The organism is Xanthomonas sp. F4, from assembly GCF_011761895.1.
Genome location: NZ_JAASQX010000002.1, coordinates 476,020 through 494,869, shown reverse-complemented (window position 1 = coordinate 494,869; position 18,850 = coordinate 476,020). Strand labels below are relative to the sequence as shown.

Here is an 18,850-nt window from a genome sequence, read left to right as displayed (position 1 = left end):
TTACATGCGCGTAGCGATATTCGGCACCGGCTATGTCGGGCTCGTCACCGGAACCTGTCTGGCCGAAGTCGGCCACCATGTGGTGTGCGTAGACATCGACCAGGCCAAGGTGGATGGGCTCAACAAGGGCGTGGTCCCGATTTACGAGCCTGGCCTCTCGCCGATGGTCAAGGCCAATCACGCCGCACGGAGGCTGTTCTTCACCACCGATGCGGCCAGCGCCATCGCGCATGGGGATATCGTGTTCATCGCCGTCGGCACGCCGCCGGACGAGGACGGTAGCGCAGATCTGCAGTACGTCCTGGCGGTGGCCCGCACCATCGGCCAGCACATCCAGGGGCCGACCATCGTGGTCAACAAGTCGACGGTGCCGGTCGGTACCGCCGACAAGGTGCACGCGGCCATCGCCGCCGAGCTGGAAGCGCGCGGCGAGGCCATCGAGTTCGACGTGGTGTCCAACCCGGAGTTCCTGAAGGAAGGCGATGCGGTCGCCGACTGCATGCGGCCGGACCGCATCGTCATCGGCAGCAGCAAGCCCGGCTCGGCCGCGCGCCTGCGTCGCCTGTACGCGCCGTTCAACCGCAACCACGACCGCATCGTGGAAATGGACGTGCGTTCGGCCGAACTGACCAAGTACGCGGCCAACGCGATGCTGGCGACCAAGATCAGTTTCATGAACGAGATCGCCAACATCGCCGAGCGCGTCGGTGCCGACGTGGAGAAGGTGCGCCAGGGCATCGGCTCGGATCCGCGCATCGGCTGGCACTTCATCTACCCGGGTGCCGGCTACGGCGGCTCGTGCTTCCCCAAGGACGTGCAGGCACTGGCGCGCACCGCGCAGCAGTACGGCCACGCGCCCAGGCTGCTGGATGCGGTGGAAGCGGTCAACGAGGCGCAGAAGGGCCACCTGTACGAACTGATCCAGCGCCACTACGGCGCGGCGCAACCGCTCAAGGGCAAGACCTTCGCGGTGTGGGGCCTGGCGTTCAAGCCCAACACCGACGACATGCGCGCGGCCTCCAGCCGCCGCCTGCTGGCGCAACTGTGGGAAGCGGGCGCGACGGTCCGCGCCTACGATCCGGAGGCAACCGACGAAGCCAAGCGCATTTTCGGCGAGCGCGCCGACCTGCACTTCTGCAGCGATGCCTTCGAAGCGCTGGAAGGCGCCGATGCGCTGGCGGTGGTCACCGAGTGGAAGCAGTTCCGCAGCCCGGACTTCACCCGCATGAAGGAACTGATCGGCGATGCGGTGGTGTTCGACGGCCGCAATCTCTACGATCCGCAGGAAATCGAGAGCTTCGGCCTGGCGTATTACGGCATCGGCCGGGGACGTTCGATCCATGCAGCATGATTTTTCCACCCAGGATCGGTTGCTGGAGAACCGCCTGATCGAGCTGGAAACGCGCCTCTCCTTCCAGGAGCAGGCGCTGTCGGAAATGAGCGATGCCCTGGCCGAAGCGCGTATCGAAAGCCAGCGCAACGCCGAGTTGCTGCGTCACCTGCTCGAAGATCTGGGCAAGGTGCGCAGCACGCTCTACGCCGATCCGGCCGACGAACCGCCGCCGCCGCATTACTGATCCCCCGAACCGATCGATTCCGACCCGATGAGCGATACCCTCCGCGACCAGTTGCTGGGCCTGGGCTTCAAGCCCGCGCCGAAACCCGAACGTAAAGCCCCGCCTGCCGCGCCGCGGCCGCAGGGACGGTCGGGCCAGCGCCCGGCACCGGCCGGGGCGCGCGGCGAGCGCGCGCCCGGCGGCGCGCCCAACGCCGGCAAGCCCGGCGGCGGGCGTGGCCGTCCGCACGGGAACGGCCCTGGCAAGGGCCAGGGCCAGGGCAAACCGCAGGGGGCGGGCGGCCAAGCGGCGCGGCCGCCGCGCAGCCGCGAGGACATCGACCTGGCCAAGGCCTACGCGATCCGCGCCCAGCGCGAGAAGGACGAGCGCATCGAGGCCGAGCGGCAGAAGCAGGAAGAAGCGCGGCTGCGCCGCGAGGCGCGGGCCAAGCTCGACGAACTGCTCAAGGGCCAGGCGCTGAACCACGCCGAGGCCGACATCGCCCGCCATTTCCCCTATGGCGGCAAGATCAAGCGCATCTACGTCACCCCCGACCAGCTCAAGGCGCTCAACGCCGGCGAGCTGGGCGTGCTGCAGCAGAACGGCCGCTACCTGCTGGTGACCGCGGCGCTGCTGGACCAGGCCGAAGCGATCTTCCCGGCGGCGGTGGCGCTGCGGGTCGATCCCAACGCGACCGCAGAAGAAGACCCCTACGCCGATCCCAAGTACCAGATCCCAGACGATCTGGTCTGGTAAGCGTGGCGCTGCCAGGGATGGGCACGCTGGCCGCCGGGCGCGGCCACACGCCGCCGCACGGGCAGACTGGTGGCGGCTACTTGCCGTACGTGGACGGGCTGCGCGCGATCGCGGTGCTGGCGGTGATCGCCTACCACCTCGATCCGGCGTGGCTGCCGGGCGGGTTCACCGGCGTGGACATGTTCTTCGTGATCTCCGGCTTCGTGGTCAGCGCGTCGCTGCAGCGCCTGCCGGCGGCCGGACAGTTGGGTGTGTTCGCGCAGTTCTACGCGCGGCGCATGCGCCGCATCGCGCCGGCGCTGGTGGCGTGCCTGCTGCTCACCGGCCTGGCCAGCGGCCTGTTCATTCCCGAGTCCTGGCTCAGCGAGACCAGCGCCAAGACCGGACGCATGGCCTTCGTCGGCCTCAGCAACTGGGTGCTGGCCGCGACCGGCAACGATTACTTCTCGCCCAAGGCCGAATTCAATCCGTACACGCATACCTGGTCGCTGGGCGTGGAGGAGCAGTTCTATCTGCTGTTCCCGCTGCTGTTCCTGGCCTGGAACCGCGGCGGGCGCGGCCGGGTGGGGTCGACGCTGCTGGTGGCGTTGGCCTCGGCCGCGTCGCTGGCGTTCGCCTGGCGGCATAGCCGCGACGCCAGCGATGCGGCGGCCGCGTTCTATCTGACCACCGCGCGGTTCTGGCAACTCGGCAGCGGCGTGCTGCTGTACCAGGTATTGGCGCTGCGCGGACGCTTCGAGGCCGGCACGCAGGCGCCGCCACCGGGCGCGTGGAGCTGGCGTTCGCCGCTGTTGGCGGTGGCGCTGGCGGCGATCGCGGTCGGCCTGTGGCGCGCGCGTCCGGGCCACTCGCCATGGCCGGACGGGCTGTGGCCGGTGCTGGGCACGCTTGGCCTGCTGGCGCTGCTGCATGGTGGCCCGGCCGGCTGGACCCGCCGCGCGCTGGCACACCGCGTGCCGGTGGCGATCGGCCGCGTGTCGTACTCGCTGTATCTGTGGCATTGGCCGGTGTTCGTGCTGTTCCGCTGGACCGTCGGCCTGGACTCGGTGCCGACCAGAGCCGCGGCATTGCTGTTGGTGGCGCTGCTGGCGCTGGCCTCGTACCGCTGGGTGGAGCTGCCCTGGCGGCATGGCCGCATCGGCCACGCGCGTACGCCGGCGCGGACCATCGTCGCCGGGTTGGCGCTGGTGTTGCTCGCCGCCGGCACCCATGCGCTGCTGCAGGACACCCAGCGCTATTACGGGCTGAGCACGGTCAGCCGGCATCCGCTGGACTGGTACGCCTATGCCAAGGGCCTGCGCCGGGAATTCCCGCAATGCACGCTGCAGACCCGCCAGGTGCCGGTGCAGGTGGGCAGCGTCAAGCTGTTCGAGCGCGGCGCGTGCACGCTGCACAATCGCGATGGCGGCCAGTTGTTCGTCGCCGGCGATTCGCATGCGCTGGCCTACAACGAACTGCTGCGGCGTTTCGCGCTGCAGAGCGGGGTGCCGGTGCGCCTGTACGGCGTCGGCGGTTGCCCGATCGTCGGATTGCAGGCCTGGCAGGCCAGCAATCCCGGCTGCCAGGCCTACGAGCGCAGCACCCTGGCCGACGTCGCCGCGCACGCGCGCGACGGCGATGTGCTGTTCCTGCCCGCCTTGCGGGTGTTGCGCCTGGCCGACCAGGACCGCCTGTTCGACGAGACGGCGGTGATGGCCGAGCAGGAGGGCGCCGCGGCGCAGGCGGCACGCAGCGCTGGCGAAGCGTCCGCGGTGGCGCTGTTGCAGCCGCTGGCGCAGCGCGGCGTGCGCATCGTCTTCGAAGCGCCCAAGCCGGTGCTGCGCGCGCCGCCGTATCGCTGCTCGGACTGGTTCAACCGCGGCAATCCGATCTGCGCGCATGGCATCCCGATTCCGCGCGCGACCATGCAGCGCTACCGGGCGCCGGTGCTGCAGAGCCTGCAGCGCATCGCCGCGCAGCTGCCGCATGCCTCGGTGTGGGATCCGCTGCCGCTGCTGTGCGATGCGCAGCAATGCACCGGATTCCGCGAAGGCCGCCCGTTGTTCTTCGATGCCGATCACCTCAGCGGCTATGGCAACCGGGTGCTGCTGCCGGGCTTCACCGCGCACTTCACTGCGATCCAGGCAAACTCGCCGCCGTCGCCTTGAGGCGCAGCCCTCCGCCTCCCGCATCGCAAGGAGTTCGCGCATGCCTGTTCTACGTTTGGTCGCGCCGCAGCTATCGCCGCCGGTGCCGTCGTCCATCGCCACCCGCCATTGCCGCCGGCCGCCATTGCGCCGTGGTGGCGATGCAATGCTGCGCGGGGCGCTGCTGCTGGCCGCCACTGCCGGCAGCGCCGGCGTGGCCTGCGCCGAGGATGCGCCGGCGTTCGATCGGCCCGGCATCGGTTTCGCCTCGACCACGCTGCAGCGTGGCCAGGCGGCCTGGGAGCAGGCGTTCTTCGACGGCAGCTACGACCGCGACGGCGATGTGCGCAGCACCGAATACGTCGCCAACAGCCGGCTGCGGATCGGCCTGAGCGCGCGCACCGAGCTGCAGTTGGCGATCGACAGCCAGGTCTGGCAACGCGTGCGCGGCGGCGGCCAGGACCGGCGCGGGCACAGCGGCGGCGACGCCAGCATCGGCCTGAAGCAGGCGCTGCCCAGCGCCCGCGACGGCTTCAGCTGGTCGCTGCTCGGCAGCGCCAGCCTGCCGGTCGGGCGCGCACCGTACGGCGATGCCGGACATCGCTACGACCTGGGCGTGAGCGCTGGCTGGGACCTGCCGGAGGGGCGCAGCCTGGCGCTGTACGGCAACGTCAGCGACAGCGAGGACGGCTCCGGCTGGAGCGTCTCGCCGAGCTATACCTTCTATGCAGGCGACACGCTGAGCGCCTACGTCGAGGCCGGCATCGGCGGCGGCGAGGACGAGATGCGCGCGCTCGGCAGCGGCGTTACCTGGCTGTTCGCCAAGCGCGTACAACTGGATGTGTCGGTGCTGCGCGGTCTGTCGTCGCAGACCCCGGACTGGCAGGGCGGCCTCGGCATTTCCGTGTTGCTGCGCTGAGCCCGAGCCCCTCTCCCATCGGGAGAGGGGTTGGGTGAGGGTCGGCGCAAAGCGGCTCGTGGTGTTTGGGTTGACGTGGCTGTGCCCGTACCCTCATCCGCCCCTTCGGGGCACCTTCTCCCGAGGGGAGAAGGGAACAGCGGCAGTACGTGTGCCCCTCTCCCCTTGGGAGTGGGGTTGGGGTGAGGGTTGGCGCGAAGCGTCTCGTGCTGTTTGGGTTGACGTGGCTGCGCCCGTACCCTCATCCGCCCCTTAGGGGCACCTTCTCCCGAGGGGAGAAGGGAACAGCGGTAATACGCGTGCCCCTCTCCCGTCGGGAGAGGGGTTGGGGTGAGGGTTGGCGCGAAGCGTCTCGCGGAGCTGGGTGCGCGAGATTCTCGCCCCTACCGCCGCACGCTCACTCGCGCGCGACCTCGCCATCGCCGGGCGGCAGGACCTCCGGGACGTGCTGGTCGTACTGCGCCAGCACCTCCTCGAAACCGTAGCGCGGTCGCCAATCCAGCGCCTGCATCGCGTGCCGTGCCGAGTAGACGCGGTCGATCCGTTCCGGCAGTGCCCAGCCACGTTGCGCGAACGCCGCCACCAGGGCAGGGGCGCGTCGTTGCAGGACGGTCGCTGCCGCGCTATGCAGGTCGGCGCAATCCTCGCGCAGGAACGGCGTGGCCCCGGAAATCACGAATGTCTCGGCCGCCGGCCCGGCATGCCGCAATGCCGCGGCATGGGCCTCGGCGACGTCGCGCGCGTCGATGCCACGATGCAGGCGGAACGCCGCCATCACGTTGGCCGGCTCCGGGAAGCAGCGCGACATGCGCAGGATGCGCACGCTCGGCCCGCCCTGGTCGGCCGCTTCGCGCAGCACCGCCTCGGCCTCCAGCTTGGTGTGGTGGTAGATGGTCTGCGGCTGCGGCGTCAGCGTTTCGTCGACCCAGCCGGCGCTGCCGTCGGGCGTGGCGGCGCTGCCGTACAACGCGGTGGTGCTGGTGAACACGATGCGGCGCACGCCGGCCGCCGCCGCGGCATCCAGGACGCGGCGCGTACCGTCGACATTGACCTGGCGAAAGCGTGCCGCCGGCACATGCGCGACGTGCGGAGCATGCAGCGCGGCGGTGTGGATCACCGCGTCGGCGCCCTGCAGCGCTCGCGCCAGCAGCGCGGCATCGTCGAGGTCGCCGACCCAGTCGGCGGTGGAGCAGGGCGTGCGGTCGAAGCCACTGACGCGGTGCTCGCGCGCGAGCCGGATGTGGATCGCGCGGCCGACCCGGCCGGCGCTGCCGGTGACCACGATCTTCAGCGGGGATGAGGTGGGCATCGGCATGGGCGGTGGGCGGGAAGGGCGTGCGTGATGGCGAAGCAGGCGATGCGGGCCGCACCTGCGACGGCCCGGGCTCACTCCGGATCGTAGTCCAGGTTCGAGGCCAGCCAACGCTCGGCCTGCTGCAGCGAGACGCCCTTGCGCTTCGCGTAGTCGGCGAGCTGGTCCTTGCCGAGCCGGCCGACCACGAAGTATTGGCTCTGCGGGTGGCTGAAGTAGTAGCCGGACACCGCGGCGGTTGGCAGCATCGCGAAGCTCTCGGTCAGCGACATGCTGGCGTTGCGCCCGGCGTCGAGCAGCGCGAACAGGGTCTGCTTCTCGCTGTGGTCGGGGCAAGCCGGATAGCCGGGCGCGGGGCGGATGCCGCGGTAGCGCTCGGCGATCAGCGCCTCGTTGTCCAGCGCCTCGTCGCCGACGTAGCCCCAGAATTCGGTGCGCACGCGCTGATGCAGGCGCTCGGCCAGCGCCTCGGCCAGGCGATCGGCCAGGGCCTTGAGCAGGATCGCGTTGTAGTCGTCGTGCGCCGCCTCGAAGCGCGCCACGTGTGGCTCGATACCGATGCCGGCGGTGACCGCGAACGCACCGATCCAGTCCTGCTTGCCGCTGTCGCGCGGGGCGATGAAGTCGGCCAGGCAGAAGTCCGGGCGCTCGGCGGGTTTGTCGACCTGTTGGCGGAGGAAATGCAGGAGGTGCCGGGATTGGGGAGTGGAGATTGGGGATTGGCTTTGTTCCTGCGAATCCCCAATCCCGATTCCCGACTCCCGGTGGTCCGCCAGGACCACCTCGACATCGTCGCCCACCGACTGCGCCGGCCACAGCCCGAACACCGCCTTGGCGGTCAGCCATTTCTCCTCGACGATCCGCTGCAGCATCGCCCGCGCGTCCTGGTACAGCTCGCTGGCCTGCTGGCCGACGATCTCGTCGGTGAGGATCGCCGGGAACTTGCCGGCCAGTTCCCAGGCCTGGAAGAACGGGGTCCAGTCGATGAGTGGGACCAGGTCGTCCAGCGGGTAGTCGTCGAACACATGCAGGCCGGGCTGTCGTGGGGCCGGCGGGGTGTAGGTGTTCCAGCCGCCATCGAAGCGCTGCCCGCGCGCGTGCGCGAGCGACACCAGGCGCTTGGCGTCGCCGCGGTTCTTGTGGCGCTGGCGGATCTCGGCGTAGTCGGCGTCGTTGGCGGCGACGAAGGCCGCGCGCAGTTCGCGCGAGATCAGCGACTGCGCCACGCCGACCGCGCGCGAGGCGTCCTTGACCCACACCGTCGGCGCCGCATAGTGCGGGTCGATCTTCAGCGCGGTGTGCGCGCGCGAGGTGGTGGCGCCGCCGATCAGCAGCGGCATCGAAAAGCCCTGACGCTGCATCTCGCGGGCGACGTGGGTCATCTCTTCCAGTGAAGGGGTGATCAGCCCGGACAGGCCGATGATGTCGGCGTTCTCGGCGCGGGCGCGATCGAGGATGGTCTGGGTCGGCACCATCACCCCCAGGTCGATCACGTCGAAGTTGTTGCAGGCCAGGACCACGCCGACGATGTTCTTGCCGATGTCGTGCACGTCGCCCTTGACCGTGGCCATGATGATCTTGCCGTTGGACTTGCCGGTGTCGCCGCTGCGCAGCTTCTCCGCCTCGATGTACGGCAGCAGGTAGGCCACCGCCTTCTTCATCACCCGCGCCGATTTCACCACCTGCGGCAGGAACATCTTGCCGGCACCGAACAGGTCGCCGACCACGTTCATGCCGTCCATCAGCGGGCCTTCGATCACGTCCAGCGGGCGCGTGGACTGTTGCCGAGCTTCTTCCGTATCGAGCTCGACGAACTCGTCGATGCCATGCACCAGCGCATGGCTCAATCGCTCGTGCACCGTCTTCTCACGCCACGCCAGCTTCTCGCGATTCCCGATTCCCGAATCCCGATTCCCGGCTTTCTTGTAGCGCTCGGCGATCTCCAGCAGGCGTTCGGTGGCATTGCGGCGGCGGTTGAGGATCACGTCCTCCACGCGCTCGCGTAGTTCCGGGTCCAGTTCGTCGTAGATCGGCATGCCGCCGGCGTTGACGATGCCCATGTCCATGCCAGCGGCGATGGCGTGGTACAGGAACACCGAATGGATCGCCTGGCGCACGGTCTCGTTGCCGCGGAACGAGAACGACACGTTGGACACGCCGCCGGAGACGTGGCAGTGCGGCAGGGTGCGCTTGATCTCGCGGGTCGCCTCGATGAAGTCGACCGCGTAGTTGTCGTGTTCCTCGATGCCGGTGGCCACGGCGAAGATGTTCGGATCGAAGATGATGTCTTCCGGCGGGAACCCGACCTGCTCGGTGAGGATGCGGTAGGCGCGGGTGCAGATCTCCACCTTGCGTGCGCAGGTGTCGGCCTGGCCGACCTCGTCGAAGGCCATCACCACCGCCGCGGCGCCGTAGCGCAGCACCTTGCGCGCGTGTTCGACGAACGGTGCCTCGCCTTCCTTGAGCGAGATCGAGTTGACCACGCTCTTGCCCTGCAGGCACTTCAGCCCGGCCTCGATCACGCTCCACTTGGAGGAGTCGACCATCACCGGGATGCGCGCGATGTCCGGCTCGGACATGATCAGGTTGAGAAAGCGCACCATCGCTTTCTCCGAGTCGATCAGGCCCTCGTCCATGTTGACGTCGAGGATCTGCGCGCCGTTGGCGACCTGCTGGCGCGCCACCTCCACCGCTTCCTCGTAGCGCTCCTCCTTGATCAGCTTGCGGAACTGCGCGCTGCCGGTGACGTTGGTGCGTTCGCCGACGTTGACGAACAGCAGGTCCGGGGTCAGCAGCAACGGCTCCAGGCCGGACAGGCGGGTGTAGCGGGCGGAGGACATGGTCAGCGTTCCGGAAACAGGGAGGTGCAGGCGTGCGCGCAGGCGGCACCGTGCCCGCGCAGGAGTGCGCCGGCGGGGACGGCGGGCATGCGCGCGGCGGACATCAGGCGGCCTGCGCCGTGGTCGCCAGCGGCACGCGCGGCGGCAGCCCGCGCACCGCCTCGGCGATGGCGCGGATATGCGCCGGGGTGGTGCCGCAGCAGCCGCCGACCAGGTTCAGCAGCCCGGACTCGGCGAACTCGCGCAGCGTCGCCGCCATTTCCTCGGGGGTTTCGTCATATTCGCCGAAGGCGTTGGGCAGGCCGGCGTTGGGATGCGCGCTGACGTAGCCGTCGGCGATCCGCGCCAGGGTCTCCACGTGCGGCCGCAGATCCTTCGCGCCGAGCGCGCAGTTCAGCCCCACCGACAGCGGCCGCCCGTGCGCGACCGAGGCATAGAACGCCTCGGCGGTCTGCCCGGACAGGGTGCGGCCAGAGGCATCGGTGATGGTGCCGGAGATCATCACCGGCAAGCGCCCGCCGCGCGCGTCGAACACTTCTTCGATCGCATACAGCGCAGCCTTGGCGTTGAGCGTGTCGAAGATGGTCTCGACCATCAGCGTGTCGGCGCCGCCGTCGATCAGGCCGTCGATCGCGTCGCGGTAGGTGGCGCGCAATTCGTCGAAGCTGGTGTTGCGGAAGCCGGGATCGTTGACGTCCGGGCTGATCGAGGCGGTGCGGCTGGTCGGGCCGAGCACGCCGATCACGAACCGCGGCTTGTCCGGCGTCAGTTGCTCGACCGCGTCGCAGCAGGCGCGTGCGACCTGCGCGCCGGCCTTGTTGAGTTCGTAGACCAGGTGTTCCAGGTGGTAGTCGGCCTGGCTGATCGCGGTGGCGTTGAAGGTGTTGGTCTCCAGCAGGTCGGCGCCGGCGTCGAGGTAGGCGCGGTGGATCTCGGCGATCACCTCCGGGCGGGTCAGCAACAGCAGGTCGTTGTTACCCTTCAGGTCGTGGCCCTGCGATGCGTGGTCGCAACCAGGGCCGTGCACGTGCCCGGCTTGCGCGTCGTAGCCCTCCGCGAAGCGCTCGCCGCGGTAGTCGGCCTCCTGCAGCCCATGACGCTGGATCATCGTGCCCATCGCCCCATCGATGATCAGGATGCGTTCGGACAAGGCCTGCAGCAGTTTCTGCGTGCGCTCCGGGTTTAGCCAGGGCAGGCCCGGGATTGGGGATTGGCGATTGGGGATTGGTGGAAAAGCGCCGGTCATGCTTCAGCTCCTGCTTTGGCTTTTGCCTTATCCAATCCCGAATCCCCACTCCCCAATCCCGGCTTCCCAGCAATCAACGAAATCACCTCGAAGTGCGGCGGACGCTTCTCGCGGGTCACGGTTTCTAGGCTGGAGACCTCGAGCCCGGCCTTGCCGACGAACTTGCGCAGTTCCTTGGCGGCGAAGCCGAGGTTGACGTGGCCGTAGGCCTGCACCGCGGCCTTGTGTTCGTGGCGCGCCAGGCTGCACAGCAGCAGGCGGCCGCCCGGACGCAGCACCCGCGCCGATTCGCACACCGCCTGCGCCGGCTTGGTGGCGTAGGTCAGCGCGTGCATCATCACCACCAGGTCGAAGCTGGCATCGGCGAAGGGCAGGGCGTGCATGTCGCCCTCGCGCACTTCCACATTGCCGAGCCGGCGCAGGCGCTCGCTGGCCGCGGCCACCACTCGCGCGCTGGTGTCGATGCAGACGTAGCGGCGCGCGTGCGGCGCCACCAGTTCGGCCAGCACGCCGTCGCCGGAGGCGATGTCGAGCACGTCGCCGGTCTCCAGCAACGGCAGGGCGGTGCGCGCCAGCGCTTCCCAGGTGCGGCCGGGGGAATAGTGGCGTTCCATGTCGCCGGCCACCGAGTCGGCCCAGTTCTGGTCGGCGGCGCGGTTGGCCAGCACCGCCGCCACGCGCTCGGCGTCCTGGCGCAGCAGCGGATCGTCGCTGCCGGTGCTCAGCGCCAGCCACAGCGCGCGCTGGGCCGGGTCCAGCAGGGTCTCGTCGAAGCGATAATAGGCCGACACGCCGGCGCGGCGGTCGCGCACCAGTCCGGCCTCCTTGAGCTTGGCCAGGTGGGTCGAGACCCGCGGCTGTGCCAGGCGGGTGATGGCCGACAGCTCGGCCACGGTCAGCTCCTCCTGCTCCAGCAGCGCCAGCAGGCGCACGCGGGTGGCGTCGGCGAAGACCTTCAGCCGGGACGACCAGTCCTCCAGATCCATAAATATCTTCCTATCGCGATATAGAGATATTTTGGTCCGCGCGGCGGTTGCGGTCAAGTTGCACACGCCGGCGTATGGTCTGCACGGCTACAATGGCCGGACCAATATGCCCGGGAGGGGTTCGACGTGGATTTCAGCTTTACCGAAGAGCAATTGATGATCCAGGACGTGGCGCGGCGCATCGCCCAGGAGCGGATCGCTCCCAGTGCCGAGCACCACGACCGTACCGGCGAATTCCCGTTGGAGAACATCCGCCTGCTGGGCGAGAACGGGCTGATGGGCATCGAGGTGCCGGACGAGTACGGCGGCGCCGGCATGGACCCGATCGCCTATGTGCTGGCCATGGTCGAGATCGCCGCTGGCGATGCGGCGCATTCGACCATCATGTCGGTCAACAACTCGCTGTTCTGCGCCGGCATCCTCAAGAACGGCAACGAGGAACAGAAGCAGAAGTACGTGCGTGCCATCGCCGAGGGCCGCGAGATCGGCGCCTTTGCGTTGACCGAGCCGCAGTCCGGCTCCGACGCCACCGCGATGCGGTGCCGCGCGGTGCGCCAGGACGACGGCAGCTTCCTCATCAATGGCAAGAAGAGCTGGATCACCTCCGGCCCGGTCGCCAAGTACATCGTGCTGTTCGCGATGAGCGAGCCAGACAAGGGCGCGCGGGGCATCACCGCCTTCGTGGTCGACACCGACAAGCCCGGCTTCCATCGCGGCAAGACCGAGCCCAAGCTGGGCATCCGCGCCTCGGCCACCTGCGAGATCGAGTTCCAGGACTACGTGGCCAGCGCCGACGAGGTGCTGGGCACGCCGGGCGAAGGCTTCAAGATCGCGATGAGCGTGCTCGACGCCGGCCGCATCGGCATCGCCTCGCAGGCGATCGGCTTGGCCCGCGCCGCTTACGAGGCCACGCTGGAGTACGTGAAGGAGCGCAAGGCGTTCGGCTCGCCGATCGGCGCGTTCCAGATGACCCAGGCCAAGATCGCCGACATGAAGTGCAAGCTGGACGCGGCGCTACTGCTGACCTTGCGCGCGGCCTGGCTGAAGGGGCAGGGTCAGCGCTTCACCACCGAGGCCTCGGTAGCCAAGCTCACCGCCTCCGAGGCGGCGATGTGGATCACCCACCAGGCGGTGCAGATCCACGGCGGCATGGGCTACTCCAAGGAGATGCCGCTGGAGCGCTACTTCCGCGATGCGAAGATCACCGAGATCTACGAGGGCACCAGTGAGATCCAGCGCTTGGTGATCGCCCGCAACGAGACCGGGCTGCGGTGAGGCCGGGATTTGGGAGTCGGGATTGGGGATTCGCCCGGTCCTGAGTCGGCTGGTGAGTTAAGGAGAAGCGGCCGCAGGGCCGCTTTTTCTTTGGGCGGGAAAGAAATGAGCGCGTTCTGGCTGCAGCGCGTCGGGACTGAAGTCCCTAAGGTCGGGATTCGGGAGTCGGGATTGGGGATTGGGGATTGGGGATTGGCCGGTTCCCGGATCGGCTGAGGGTTCAGGAGATGCGGCCGCTTGGTTGCCTTTGTGTGGAAAAGGAATGAGTGGCGTCTGGCTGCAAGGCGTCGGGACTGAAGTCTCTCCCACAAGGAACCCTCAACGTTGCGTCGGGTTCTGGGCCGCGCTTCCCGACCAGGTTCCCAGACAACAAAAAAGCGGCCTTGCGGCCGCTTTTCGTTTGTTTCTACAGGGAAGGATCAAGACGGGGAGCGGGACCCGACTGACGAATCCCAACTCCCGAATCCCCAATCCCAGCGCTTCAGCGATCCGGCTGATGCCGCGCCAGACCCTGCTCCTGCATCTGCGTGAACTCCTTCGACGGCTCGTCCAGCTTGTCGCCGAGCATGCGCCGCACCATCACGAAGAAAAGCGGGATGAACAGCACGCCCAGCACGGTGGCGAACAGCATGCCGCCGATCACGCCGGTACCGATGGCGTGGCGGGCGTTGGCGCCGGCGCCGGTGGAGATCGCCATCGGCAGCACGCCGAGGATGAACGCGAACGAGGTCATCAGGATCGGGCGGAAGCGCAGGTGCGCCGCCTCGGCCGCGGCCTCGCGCAGGGTCTTGCCCATCGCCCGCTGCTCCACCGCGAACTCGACGATCAGGATCGCGTTCTTGGCGGCCAGGCCGATCACCGTGATCAGGCCGATCTTGAAGTAGATGTCGTTGGGCAGGCCGCGCAGCAGCGAGAACGCCACCGCGCCGAGCACGCCGATCGGCACCACCAGCAGCACCGACACCGGGATCGACCAGCTTTCGTACAGCGCCGCCAGGCACAGGAACACCACCACGATCGACAGCACCAGCAGCAGCGTGGCGGTGTTGCCGGCGATGATTTCCTGGTACGACATGCCGCTCCAGTCGAAGCCGAAGCCCGGCGGCAGGTCGTTGTTGACGATGTCCTCCATCGCGCTCATCGCCTGGCCGGAGCTGCTGCCCGGCGCCGGGTTGCCGACGATGTTGATTGCCGAGTAGCCGTTGTAGCGGCTCAGCGACGGCGAGCTGTAGGTCCAGTCCGAACTCACCACCGTGCTCAACGGGATCATCTGCGGCAGGCCGCTGCTGTCGGTGGACGTACTGCTGGGCACGTAGAAGTTGCGCAGCGACTCCGGACCGGTGCGGAACGGCGCATCCGCCTGCATGTTGACGCGCTTGATGCGGCCCTCGTAGAAGAAGTCGTTGACGTACACCGGCGCCAGCATCAGCTGGATCGACTGGTAGATGTCGCTGACCGACAGGCCCATCGACTGCGCCTGCACGCGGTCCACCTTCAACTGCAGCTGCGGCGAGTTCTCCAGGCCGTTCGGGCGGACCCCGGCCAGGGTGTCCTGGCGCTGCGCAGCCTTGCCGAGCACGATGTTGCGCGCCTGCAGCAGGGCTTCCTCGCCCTGGCCGCTACGGTCCTGCAGCCACATGTCGAAGCCGCCGAACTGGCCCAGGCCGTTCACCGTGGGCAGGTTGACCACGAAGATCTGCGCATCCTTGATCCCGTAGAACATCCCGTTCAACTGCTGGATCAGGTCGCCGGCGGCGATGTCGCGCTCGTCCCACGGCTTGAGCCGGATGAAGCCCATGCCCACGTTCTCGCCGCGCCCCAGGAAGCTGAAGCCGGCCACCTGCAGCATGCCTTCGACCGCCTTCTGCTGCTGCAGCACGCCGCGCATCTGCGCGAACACCTCGTTGGTGCGGGTCTTGGTCGCGCCCGGCGGCAACTGCACGATCGCCAGCGCGAAGCCCTGGTCCTCTTCCGGCAGGAAGCTGCCGGGCATGCGCGTGAACAGGAAGCCGCACAGCACCACCAGCAGGGCGAACACCGCCATCCAGCGCGGCGCGCGGCGGATGGTGTTGCCGACCGCGCCGACGTAGCGGTGCGAGAGCTTGTCGTAGTACTTGTTGAAGGTGCGGTAGACCCAGTTCGGGTTGTCGTTGTGGGTGGGCTTGAGGAACGCCGCGCACAGCGCCGGGGTGAAGCTCAGCGCCAGGAACGCCGAGAACGCCATCGACATGGCGATGGTGATCGCGAACTGCTTGTAGATCGCGCCGGCGGCGCCGGGCTGCATCGACGAGGGGATGAACACCGCCGCCAGCACCACGGTGATCGCCACCACCGCGCCGGTGATCTGGGTCATGGCCTTGTGCGTGGCCGCCTTCGGCGCCAGGTGCTCCTCGGACATGATGCGTTCGACGTTCTCGATCACCACGATCGCGTCGTCGACCACGATGCCGATCGCCAGCACCATCGCGAACAGGGTCAGCTGGTTGATGGTGAAGCCGATCGCCCACATGCCCAGGAAGGTGCCCAGCAACGCCACCGGGATGACCAGGGTGGGGATGATGGTGGCGCGGAAGTTCTGCAGGAACACCAGCATCACCAGGAACACCAGCACGATCGCCTCGGCCAGGGTCTTGACCACTTCCTCGATCGAGATCTTGACGAAGGTGGTGCTCTCGTACGGCGTGAACCAGGTGACGCCCTGCGGGAAGCTGGGCTGCAGCTCGTCCATCTTGGCCTTGACCGCCGCGGACACGTTCAGCGCATTGGCGCCCGGCAGCAGCTGGATCGCGAAGGCGCCGGTCGGCTTGCCGTTGTACTGGGTGTCGAAGCCGAAGTTGGTCGGGCCGAACGCGACCCGGGCCACGTCCTTCAGCCGCACCACGGTGCCGTTGCCGTCGGCGCGCAGGATGATGTTCTCGAACTGCTCGGGCGAGGTGAAGCGGCCCTCGGCGCTGACCGTGGCGGTGAACGACTGGCCCTGCGGCGCCGGATCCGAGCCCAGCGAACCGGCAGCGAACTGCACGTTCTGGGCGCGGATCGCGGTGTACACGTCGTTGGCGGACATGTGGTAACCCTGCAGCTTCTCAGGGTTGAGCCAGATGTCCATGGCGTACTCGGCACCGAACTGCTGGGTGCTGCCGACGCCGGGCACGCGCGAGATCTGCTCCAGCACGCGCGAACCGACGATGTCGTTGAGCGCGTCGCGGTCGATCGACGGGTTGTCCGAGCGCAGCGCGATCACGCTGAGGAAGCCGGCGTTGGCCTTGGCCACCACCACGCCCTGTGCGGTCACTTCCGAGGGCAGGCGCGGCGTGGCCAGCGACACCTTGTTCTGCACCTGCACCTGGGCGATGTCCGCGTCGGTGCCGGTCTCGAAGGTCAGGGTGATGGTGGCGGTGCCGCTGGAGGACGACGACGAGCTGAAGTACAGCAGGTGGTCGATGCCGGTCAGCTGCTGCTCGATCACCTGGGTGACCGAGCGTTCGGTGGTGCTGGCGCTGGCGCCGGGGTAGGTGGCGGTGACGGTGACCTGGGGCGGGGCGATCGAGGGATACGACTCGACGCCGAGATTGAGGATGGCGATCACGCCGCTGAGCGAGATCAGGATCGCCACCACCCAGGCGAAGACCGGGTGTTCGATGAAGAACTTAGGCATGGGGGGAGTCCGTTACTGCTTCGGCTGGTCGGAATGCGAGGCGGCGTCCGGCGTGTCGCCGTGCGCTGCGCCCTGCGCCGGGGCGGCGCCCTTGGCCGGCGCCGCGGCGCCTTGCGCGCCCTGGCCGGGAGCCGCGCCGGCACCCGGGCCCTGGCCCTGGGCGGCGGCGTTCGGATCCCACGGCTTGGCCACTGCCGGTGCGCCTTCCTTGACCTTGGGCAGGCCGCTGACCACGACCTGGTCGCCGCTCTGCAGGCCGCCGCTGACGATCCACTTGTCGCCTTGCTGGCCGACCGTGGTCAGATCCTTGCGTACCACCTTGCTGTCCTTGCCGACGACCATGGCATAGGCGCCCTTGGCGTCGCGCAGCACCGCGGCCTGCGGGATCAGGTACACGTCCTTGCGCTGGCCCAGGTTGGCCGAGAAGCTGACGAAGGCGCCGGGCAGCAGCACCCGGTCCGGATTCGGCAGCAGCGCGCGCAGCGTCACCGAGCCGGTGCTCGGGTCGACCGCGGCGCCGGAGAAGTCCAGGGTGCCGGCATGCGCGTAGCTGCTGCCGTCGCCGAGCTTGATCTGCACGGTCGACTTGTCCTCGGCGTTGAGGGCGACATTGCCCTGGGTCTGCGCCTGGCGCAGCTGCGCCAGCTCGTCGGAACTCATCGAGAAGTTGACGTACAGCGGGTCCAGCTGGTCGATCGTGGTCAGCAGGGTGCTGTCGCCCTGGCCGACCAGCGCGCCCTCGGTGACCTGCTGCTTGCCGGCGCGGCCGGCGATCGGTGCGGTGACGGTGGCATAGCCGAGGTTGATGCGCGCGGTTTCGACCGCCGCACGGGCCTGCTGCACCGACGCGGCGGAACTGCGCTCGGTGGCCTCGGCGTTGTCCAGGTCGGACTTGGACACGTAGGCCTGCGGCGCCAGGCTGCGCGCGCGGGCGGCGGCGGCCTTGGCGTTGGCGTAGGTGGCTTCGGCGGCGGCCAGCTGGCCCTGCGCCGAGGCCAGGGTCGCACGCAGCGGCGCCGGGTCGATCTGGAACAGCGGCTGGCCTTCCTTGACGTCGGTGCCTTCGGTGTACAGACGCTTTTCCAGCACGCCGGGCACGCGGGCGCGCACATCGGCGCTGCGGAATGCGGACAGGCGGCCGACCAGCTCGCGCTCGAGCGGCACGGTCTGCGGCTGCGCCTGCAACACGCCCACTTCCGGCGGCGGCATGGCCTGCTGCTGATCCTGTTTCTTGCAGGACGCCAACACCACCACGACGGCGCAGGCCAGGGCGAGAGAACGCAACGGGGAGGTCATCGGGTGGTACTCCGGTCTGGTTTTGTAGAAGGAAGGGGAGGGGCGGCGGCGAACGCGCGCAAAAAGCCGTCCACGGCGAACTCGGCCCAGGCGCGCTGCGCGGCGGCGTCGCCGCGATGCGCGCTGTGGAAGCGCTGACGCTCGAAATCCATGCCGACGATCATGCTCAATAGCAGCTCGGCCATGAAGTGCGGATCGTCATGCCGGAGCTGGCCGCGGGCGATGGCACCGCGCAGGCGCTCGCTCAGGCGCTGCATCAGCGCGCCGGCGCTGTCGCGGAACATGGCGCGGGCTTCTTCGGGGAAATGCCGCGACTCGGCGGCGATCAGCTGGCAACTCTGCAGCACGCGCGGTTCCGACAACTGTTCCAGGTATTCGCAGGCGAAGCGCAGCAGGCCGCCGCGCAGGTCATCCTGTACCGGCTCCAGGTGCGCGGTGGCCAGGTCTAGGTGGTCCTGCAGCGCCCGCCGCAGCAAGGCCTGCTTGCTGCGGTAGCGGCTGTACAGGGTCTGCTTGGAGCAGCCGGCGCGTGCCGCCACCGCGTCCATGCTCAGGCCCATGCCTTCCTCGGCCAGCAATTCGCGCACGGCGACGTACACGCGCTGGTCGCGCGCCTGGCGCTGTGCGGCGGAGGCGAGGGGGGTGCTCATTGATTGTGGACTATACCGTCCAGTTTAGAATTAGAACAGCCTTGACACCGGGGCGTTCTTGCTGACAACAGCGCGGCCGACAAAGCATGGTGACCGCCGCGTGACGAAGATGTTGTAGACACTTTGCGCGATCTGGCGCGTGGTCTCTGGCGCACCGTCGGTTTGCGATGCAGCAAGGTAGTTGAACGAGGCACCGGTACAATTCCGGCTTTCCCATCGAGCATCGTTGCTGC

General features: G+C 68.5%; 13 protein-coding genes. 6 read left to right on the top strand and 7 right to left on the bottom strand.

Annotation, left to right across the window (positions count from 1 at the left end):
* Window positions 1-4 precede the first annotated feature (4 nt).
* The 5 genes from FHR66_RS10055 (at window position 5) to FHR66_RS10035 (ending at window position 5,357) form a co-directional block, all read left to right on the top strand.
* On the top strand, window positions 5-1,351 hold the full coding sequence (locus tag FHR66_RS10055) for a UDP-glucose dehydrogenase family protein (RefSeq protein ID WP_160967929.1): 1,347 nt from the start codon (window positions 5-7) through the stop codon (window positions 1,349-1,351).
* Window positions 1,341-1,577: a SlyX family protein gene (locus tag FHR66_RS10050; RefSeq protein ID WP_017908102.1), complete on the top strand. Its 237-nt coding sequence runs from the start codon at window positions 1,341-1,343 to the stop codon at window positions 1,575-1,577. The genes FHR66_RS10055 and FHR66_RS10050 overlap by 11 nt, the downstream gene beginning before the upstream one ends.
* 27 nt (window positions 1,578-1,604) lie before the next feature.
* A complete protein-coding gene (locus tag FHR66_RS10045; RefSeq protein WP_160967927.1) occupies window positions 1,605-2,312 on the top strand; it encodes a DUF2058 domain-containing protein in 708 nt (235 codons plus the stop codon).
* 2 nt (window positions 2,313-2,314) lie between these two features.
* Window positions 2,315-4,459, top strand: a complete 2,145-nt coding sequence (locus tag FHR66_RS10040) for an SGNH hydrolase domain-containing protein (protein ID WP_160967925.1) — start codon at window positions 2,315-2,317, stop codon at window positions 4,457-4,459.
* A 145-nt stretch (window positions 4,460-4,604) separates the two neighbouring features.
* Entirely contained in the window at window positions 4,605-5,357 is a 753-nt protein-coding gene (locus FHR66_RS10035; RefSeq protein ID WP_167087826.1) for a transporter, read from the top strand.
* 397 nt (window positions 5,358-5,754) lie between these two features.
* On the opposite strand, the gene FHR66_RS10030 is transcribed toward FHR66_RS10035, so the two are convergent.
* The 4 genes from FHR66_RS10030 to FHR66_RS10015 form a co-directional block, all read right to left on the bottom strand.
* Window positions 5,755-6,666, bottom strand: a complete 912-nt coding sequence (locus FHR66_RS10030) for an NAD-dependent epimerase/dehydratase family protein (RefSeq protein WP_237475350.1) — start codon at window positions 6,664-6,666, stop codon at window positions 5,755-5,757.
* Window positions 6,667-6,743: 77 nt separating this feature from the next.
* The gene (gene metH, locus FHR66_RS10025) at window positions 6,744-9,509 is read right to left on the bottom strand and encodes a methionine synthase (protein ID WP_160967923.1); all 2,766 of its coding nucleotides are present in this window, start codon (window positions 9,507-9,509) and stop codon (window positions 6,744-6,746) included.
* Between the two features lie 103 nt (window positions 9,510-9,612).
* Window positions 9,613-10,755, bottom strand: coding sequence for a homocysteine S-methyltransferase family protein (locus tag FHR66_RS10020; RefSeq protein WP_160967921.1), 1,143 nt, complete (start codon window positions 10,753-10,755; stop codon window positions 9,613-9,615).
* Entirely contained in the window at window positions 10,752-11,741 is a 990-nt protein-coding gene (locus FHR66_RS10015; RefSeq protein ID WP_160967919.1) for an ArsR/SmtB family transcription factor, read from the bottom strand. The genes FHR66_RS10020 and FHR66_RS10015 overlap by 4 nt, the downstream gene beginning before the upstream one ends.
* A gap of 126 nt (window positions 11,742-11,867) precedes the next feature.
* Between FHR66_RS10015 and FHR66_RS10010 the strand changes: the two genes are divergently transcribed.
* On the top strand, window positions 11,868-13,016 hold the full coding sequence (locus tag FHR66_RS10010; RefSeq protein ID WP_160967917.1) for an acyl-CoA dehydrogenase family protein: 1,149 nt from the start codon (window positions 11,868-11,870) through the stop codon (window positions 13,014-13,016).
* Window positions 13,017-13,497: 481 nt separating this feature from the next.
* Here the strand turns inward: FHR66_RS10010 and FHR66_RS10005 are convergent, their stop codons facing one another.
* The 3 genes from FHR66_RS10005 to FHR66_RS09995 are packed head-to-tail and all read right to left on the bottom strand — an operon-like array spanning window position 13,498 to window position 18,617.
* Window positions 13,498-16,671 carry an efflux RND transporter permease subunit gene (locus FHR66_RS10005; RefSeq protein WP_160967915.1) on the bottom strand — a complete coding sequence of 1,058 codons (3,174 nt, stop codon included), beginning with the start codon at window positions 16,669-16,671 and terminating at the stop codon, window positions 13,498-13,500.
* Window positions 16,672-16,683: 12 nt separating this feature from the next.
* Window positions 16,684-17,967, bottom strand: coding sequence for an efflux RND transporter periplasmic adaptor subunit (locus FHR66_RS10000; protein ID WP_160967913.1), 1,284 nt, complete (start codon window positions 17,965-17,967; stop codon window positions 16,684-16,686).
* On the bottom strand, window positions 17,964-18,617 hold the full coding sequence (locus tag FHR66_RS09995) for a TetR/AcrR family transcriptional regulator (RefSeq protein ID WP_160967911.1): 654 nt from the start codon (window positions 18,615-18,617) through the stop codon (window positions 17,964-17,966). The genes FHR66_RS10000 and FHR66_RS09995 overlap by 4 nt, the downstream gene beginning before the upstream one ends.
* Between the last annotated feature and the right edge of the window lie 233 nt (window positions 18,618-18,850).

What these genes read in the sequence shown, in the direction of transcription:
- FHR66_RS10050 (WP_017908102.1), top strand. Translation starts at nt 1,341, where the DNA reads ATGCAGCATGATTTTTCCACCCAGGATCGGTTGCTGGAGAACCGCCTG.
- FHR66_RS10015 (WP_160967919.1), bottom strand. Translation starts at nt 11,741, where the DNA reads ATGGATCTGGAGGACTGGTCGTCCCGGCTGAAGGTCTTCGCCGACGCC.
- FHR66_RS10020 (WP_160967921.1), bottom strand. Translation starts at nt 10,755, where the DNA reads ATGACCGGCGCTTTTCCACCAATCCCCAATCGCCAATCCCCAATCCCG.
- metH (WP_160967923.1), bottom strand. Translation starts at nt 9,509, where the DNA reads ATGTCCTCCGCCCGCTACACCCGCCTGTCCGGCCTGGAGCCGTTGCTG.
- FHR66_RS10055 (WP_160967929.1), top strand. Translation starts at nt 5, where the DNA reads ATGCGCGTAGCGATATTCGGCACCGGCTATGTCGGGCTCGTCACCGGA.
- FHR66_RS10030 (WP_237475350.1), bottom strand. Translation starts at nt 6,666, where the DNA reads ATGCCCACCTCATCCCCGCTGAAGATCGTGGTCACCGGCAGCGCCGGC.
- FHR66_RS10005 (WP_160967915.1), bottom strand. Translation starts at nt 16,671, where the DNA reads ATGCCTAAGTTCTTCATCGAACACCCGGTCTTCGCCTGGGTGGTGGCG.
- FHR66_RS10000 (WP_160967913.1), bottom strand. Translation starts at nt 17,967, where the DNA reads ATGACCTCCCCGTTGCGTTCTCTCGCCCTGGCCTGCGCCGTCGTGGTG.
- FHR66_RS10045 (WP_160967927.1), top strand. Translation starts at nt 1,605, where the DNA reads ATGAGCGATACCCTCCGCGACCAGTTGCTGGGCCTGGGCTTCAAGCCC.
- FHR66_RS10035 (WP_167087826.1), top strand. Translation starts at nt 4,605, where the DNA reads ATGCTGCGCGGGGCGCTGCTGCTGGCCGCCACTGCCGGCAGCGCCGGC.
- FHR66_RS09995 (WP_160967911.1), bottom strand. Translation starts at nt 18,617, where the DNA reads ATGAGCACCCCCCTCGCCTCCGCCGCACAGCGCCAGGCGCGCGACCAG.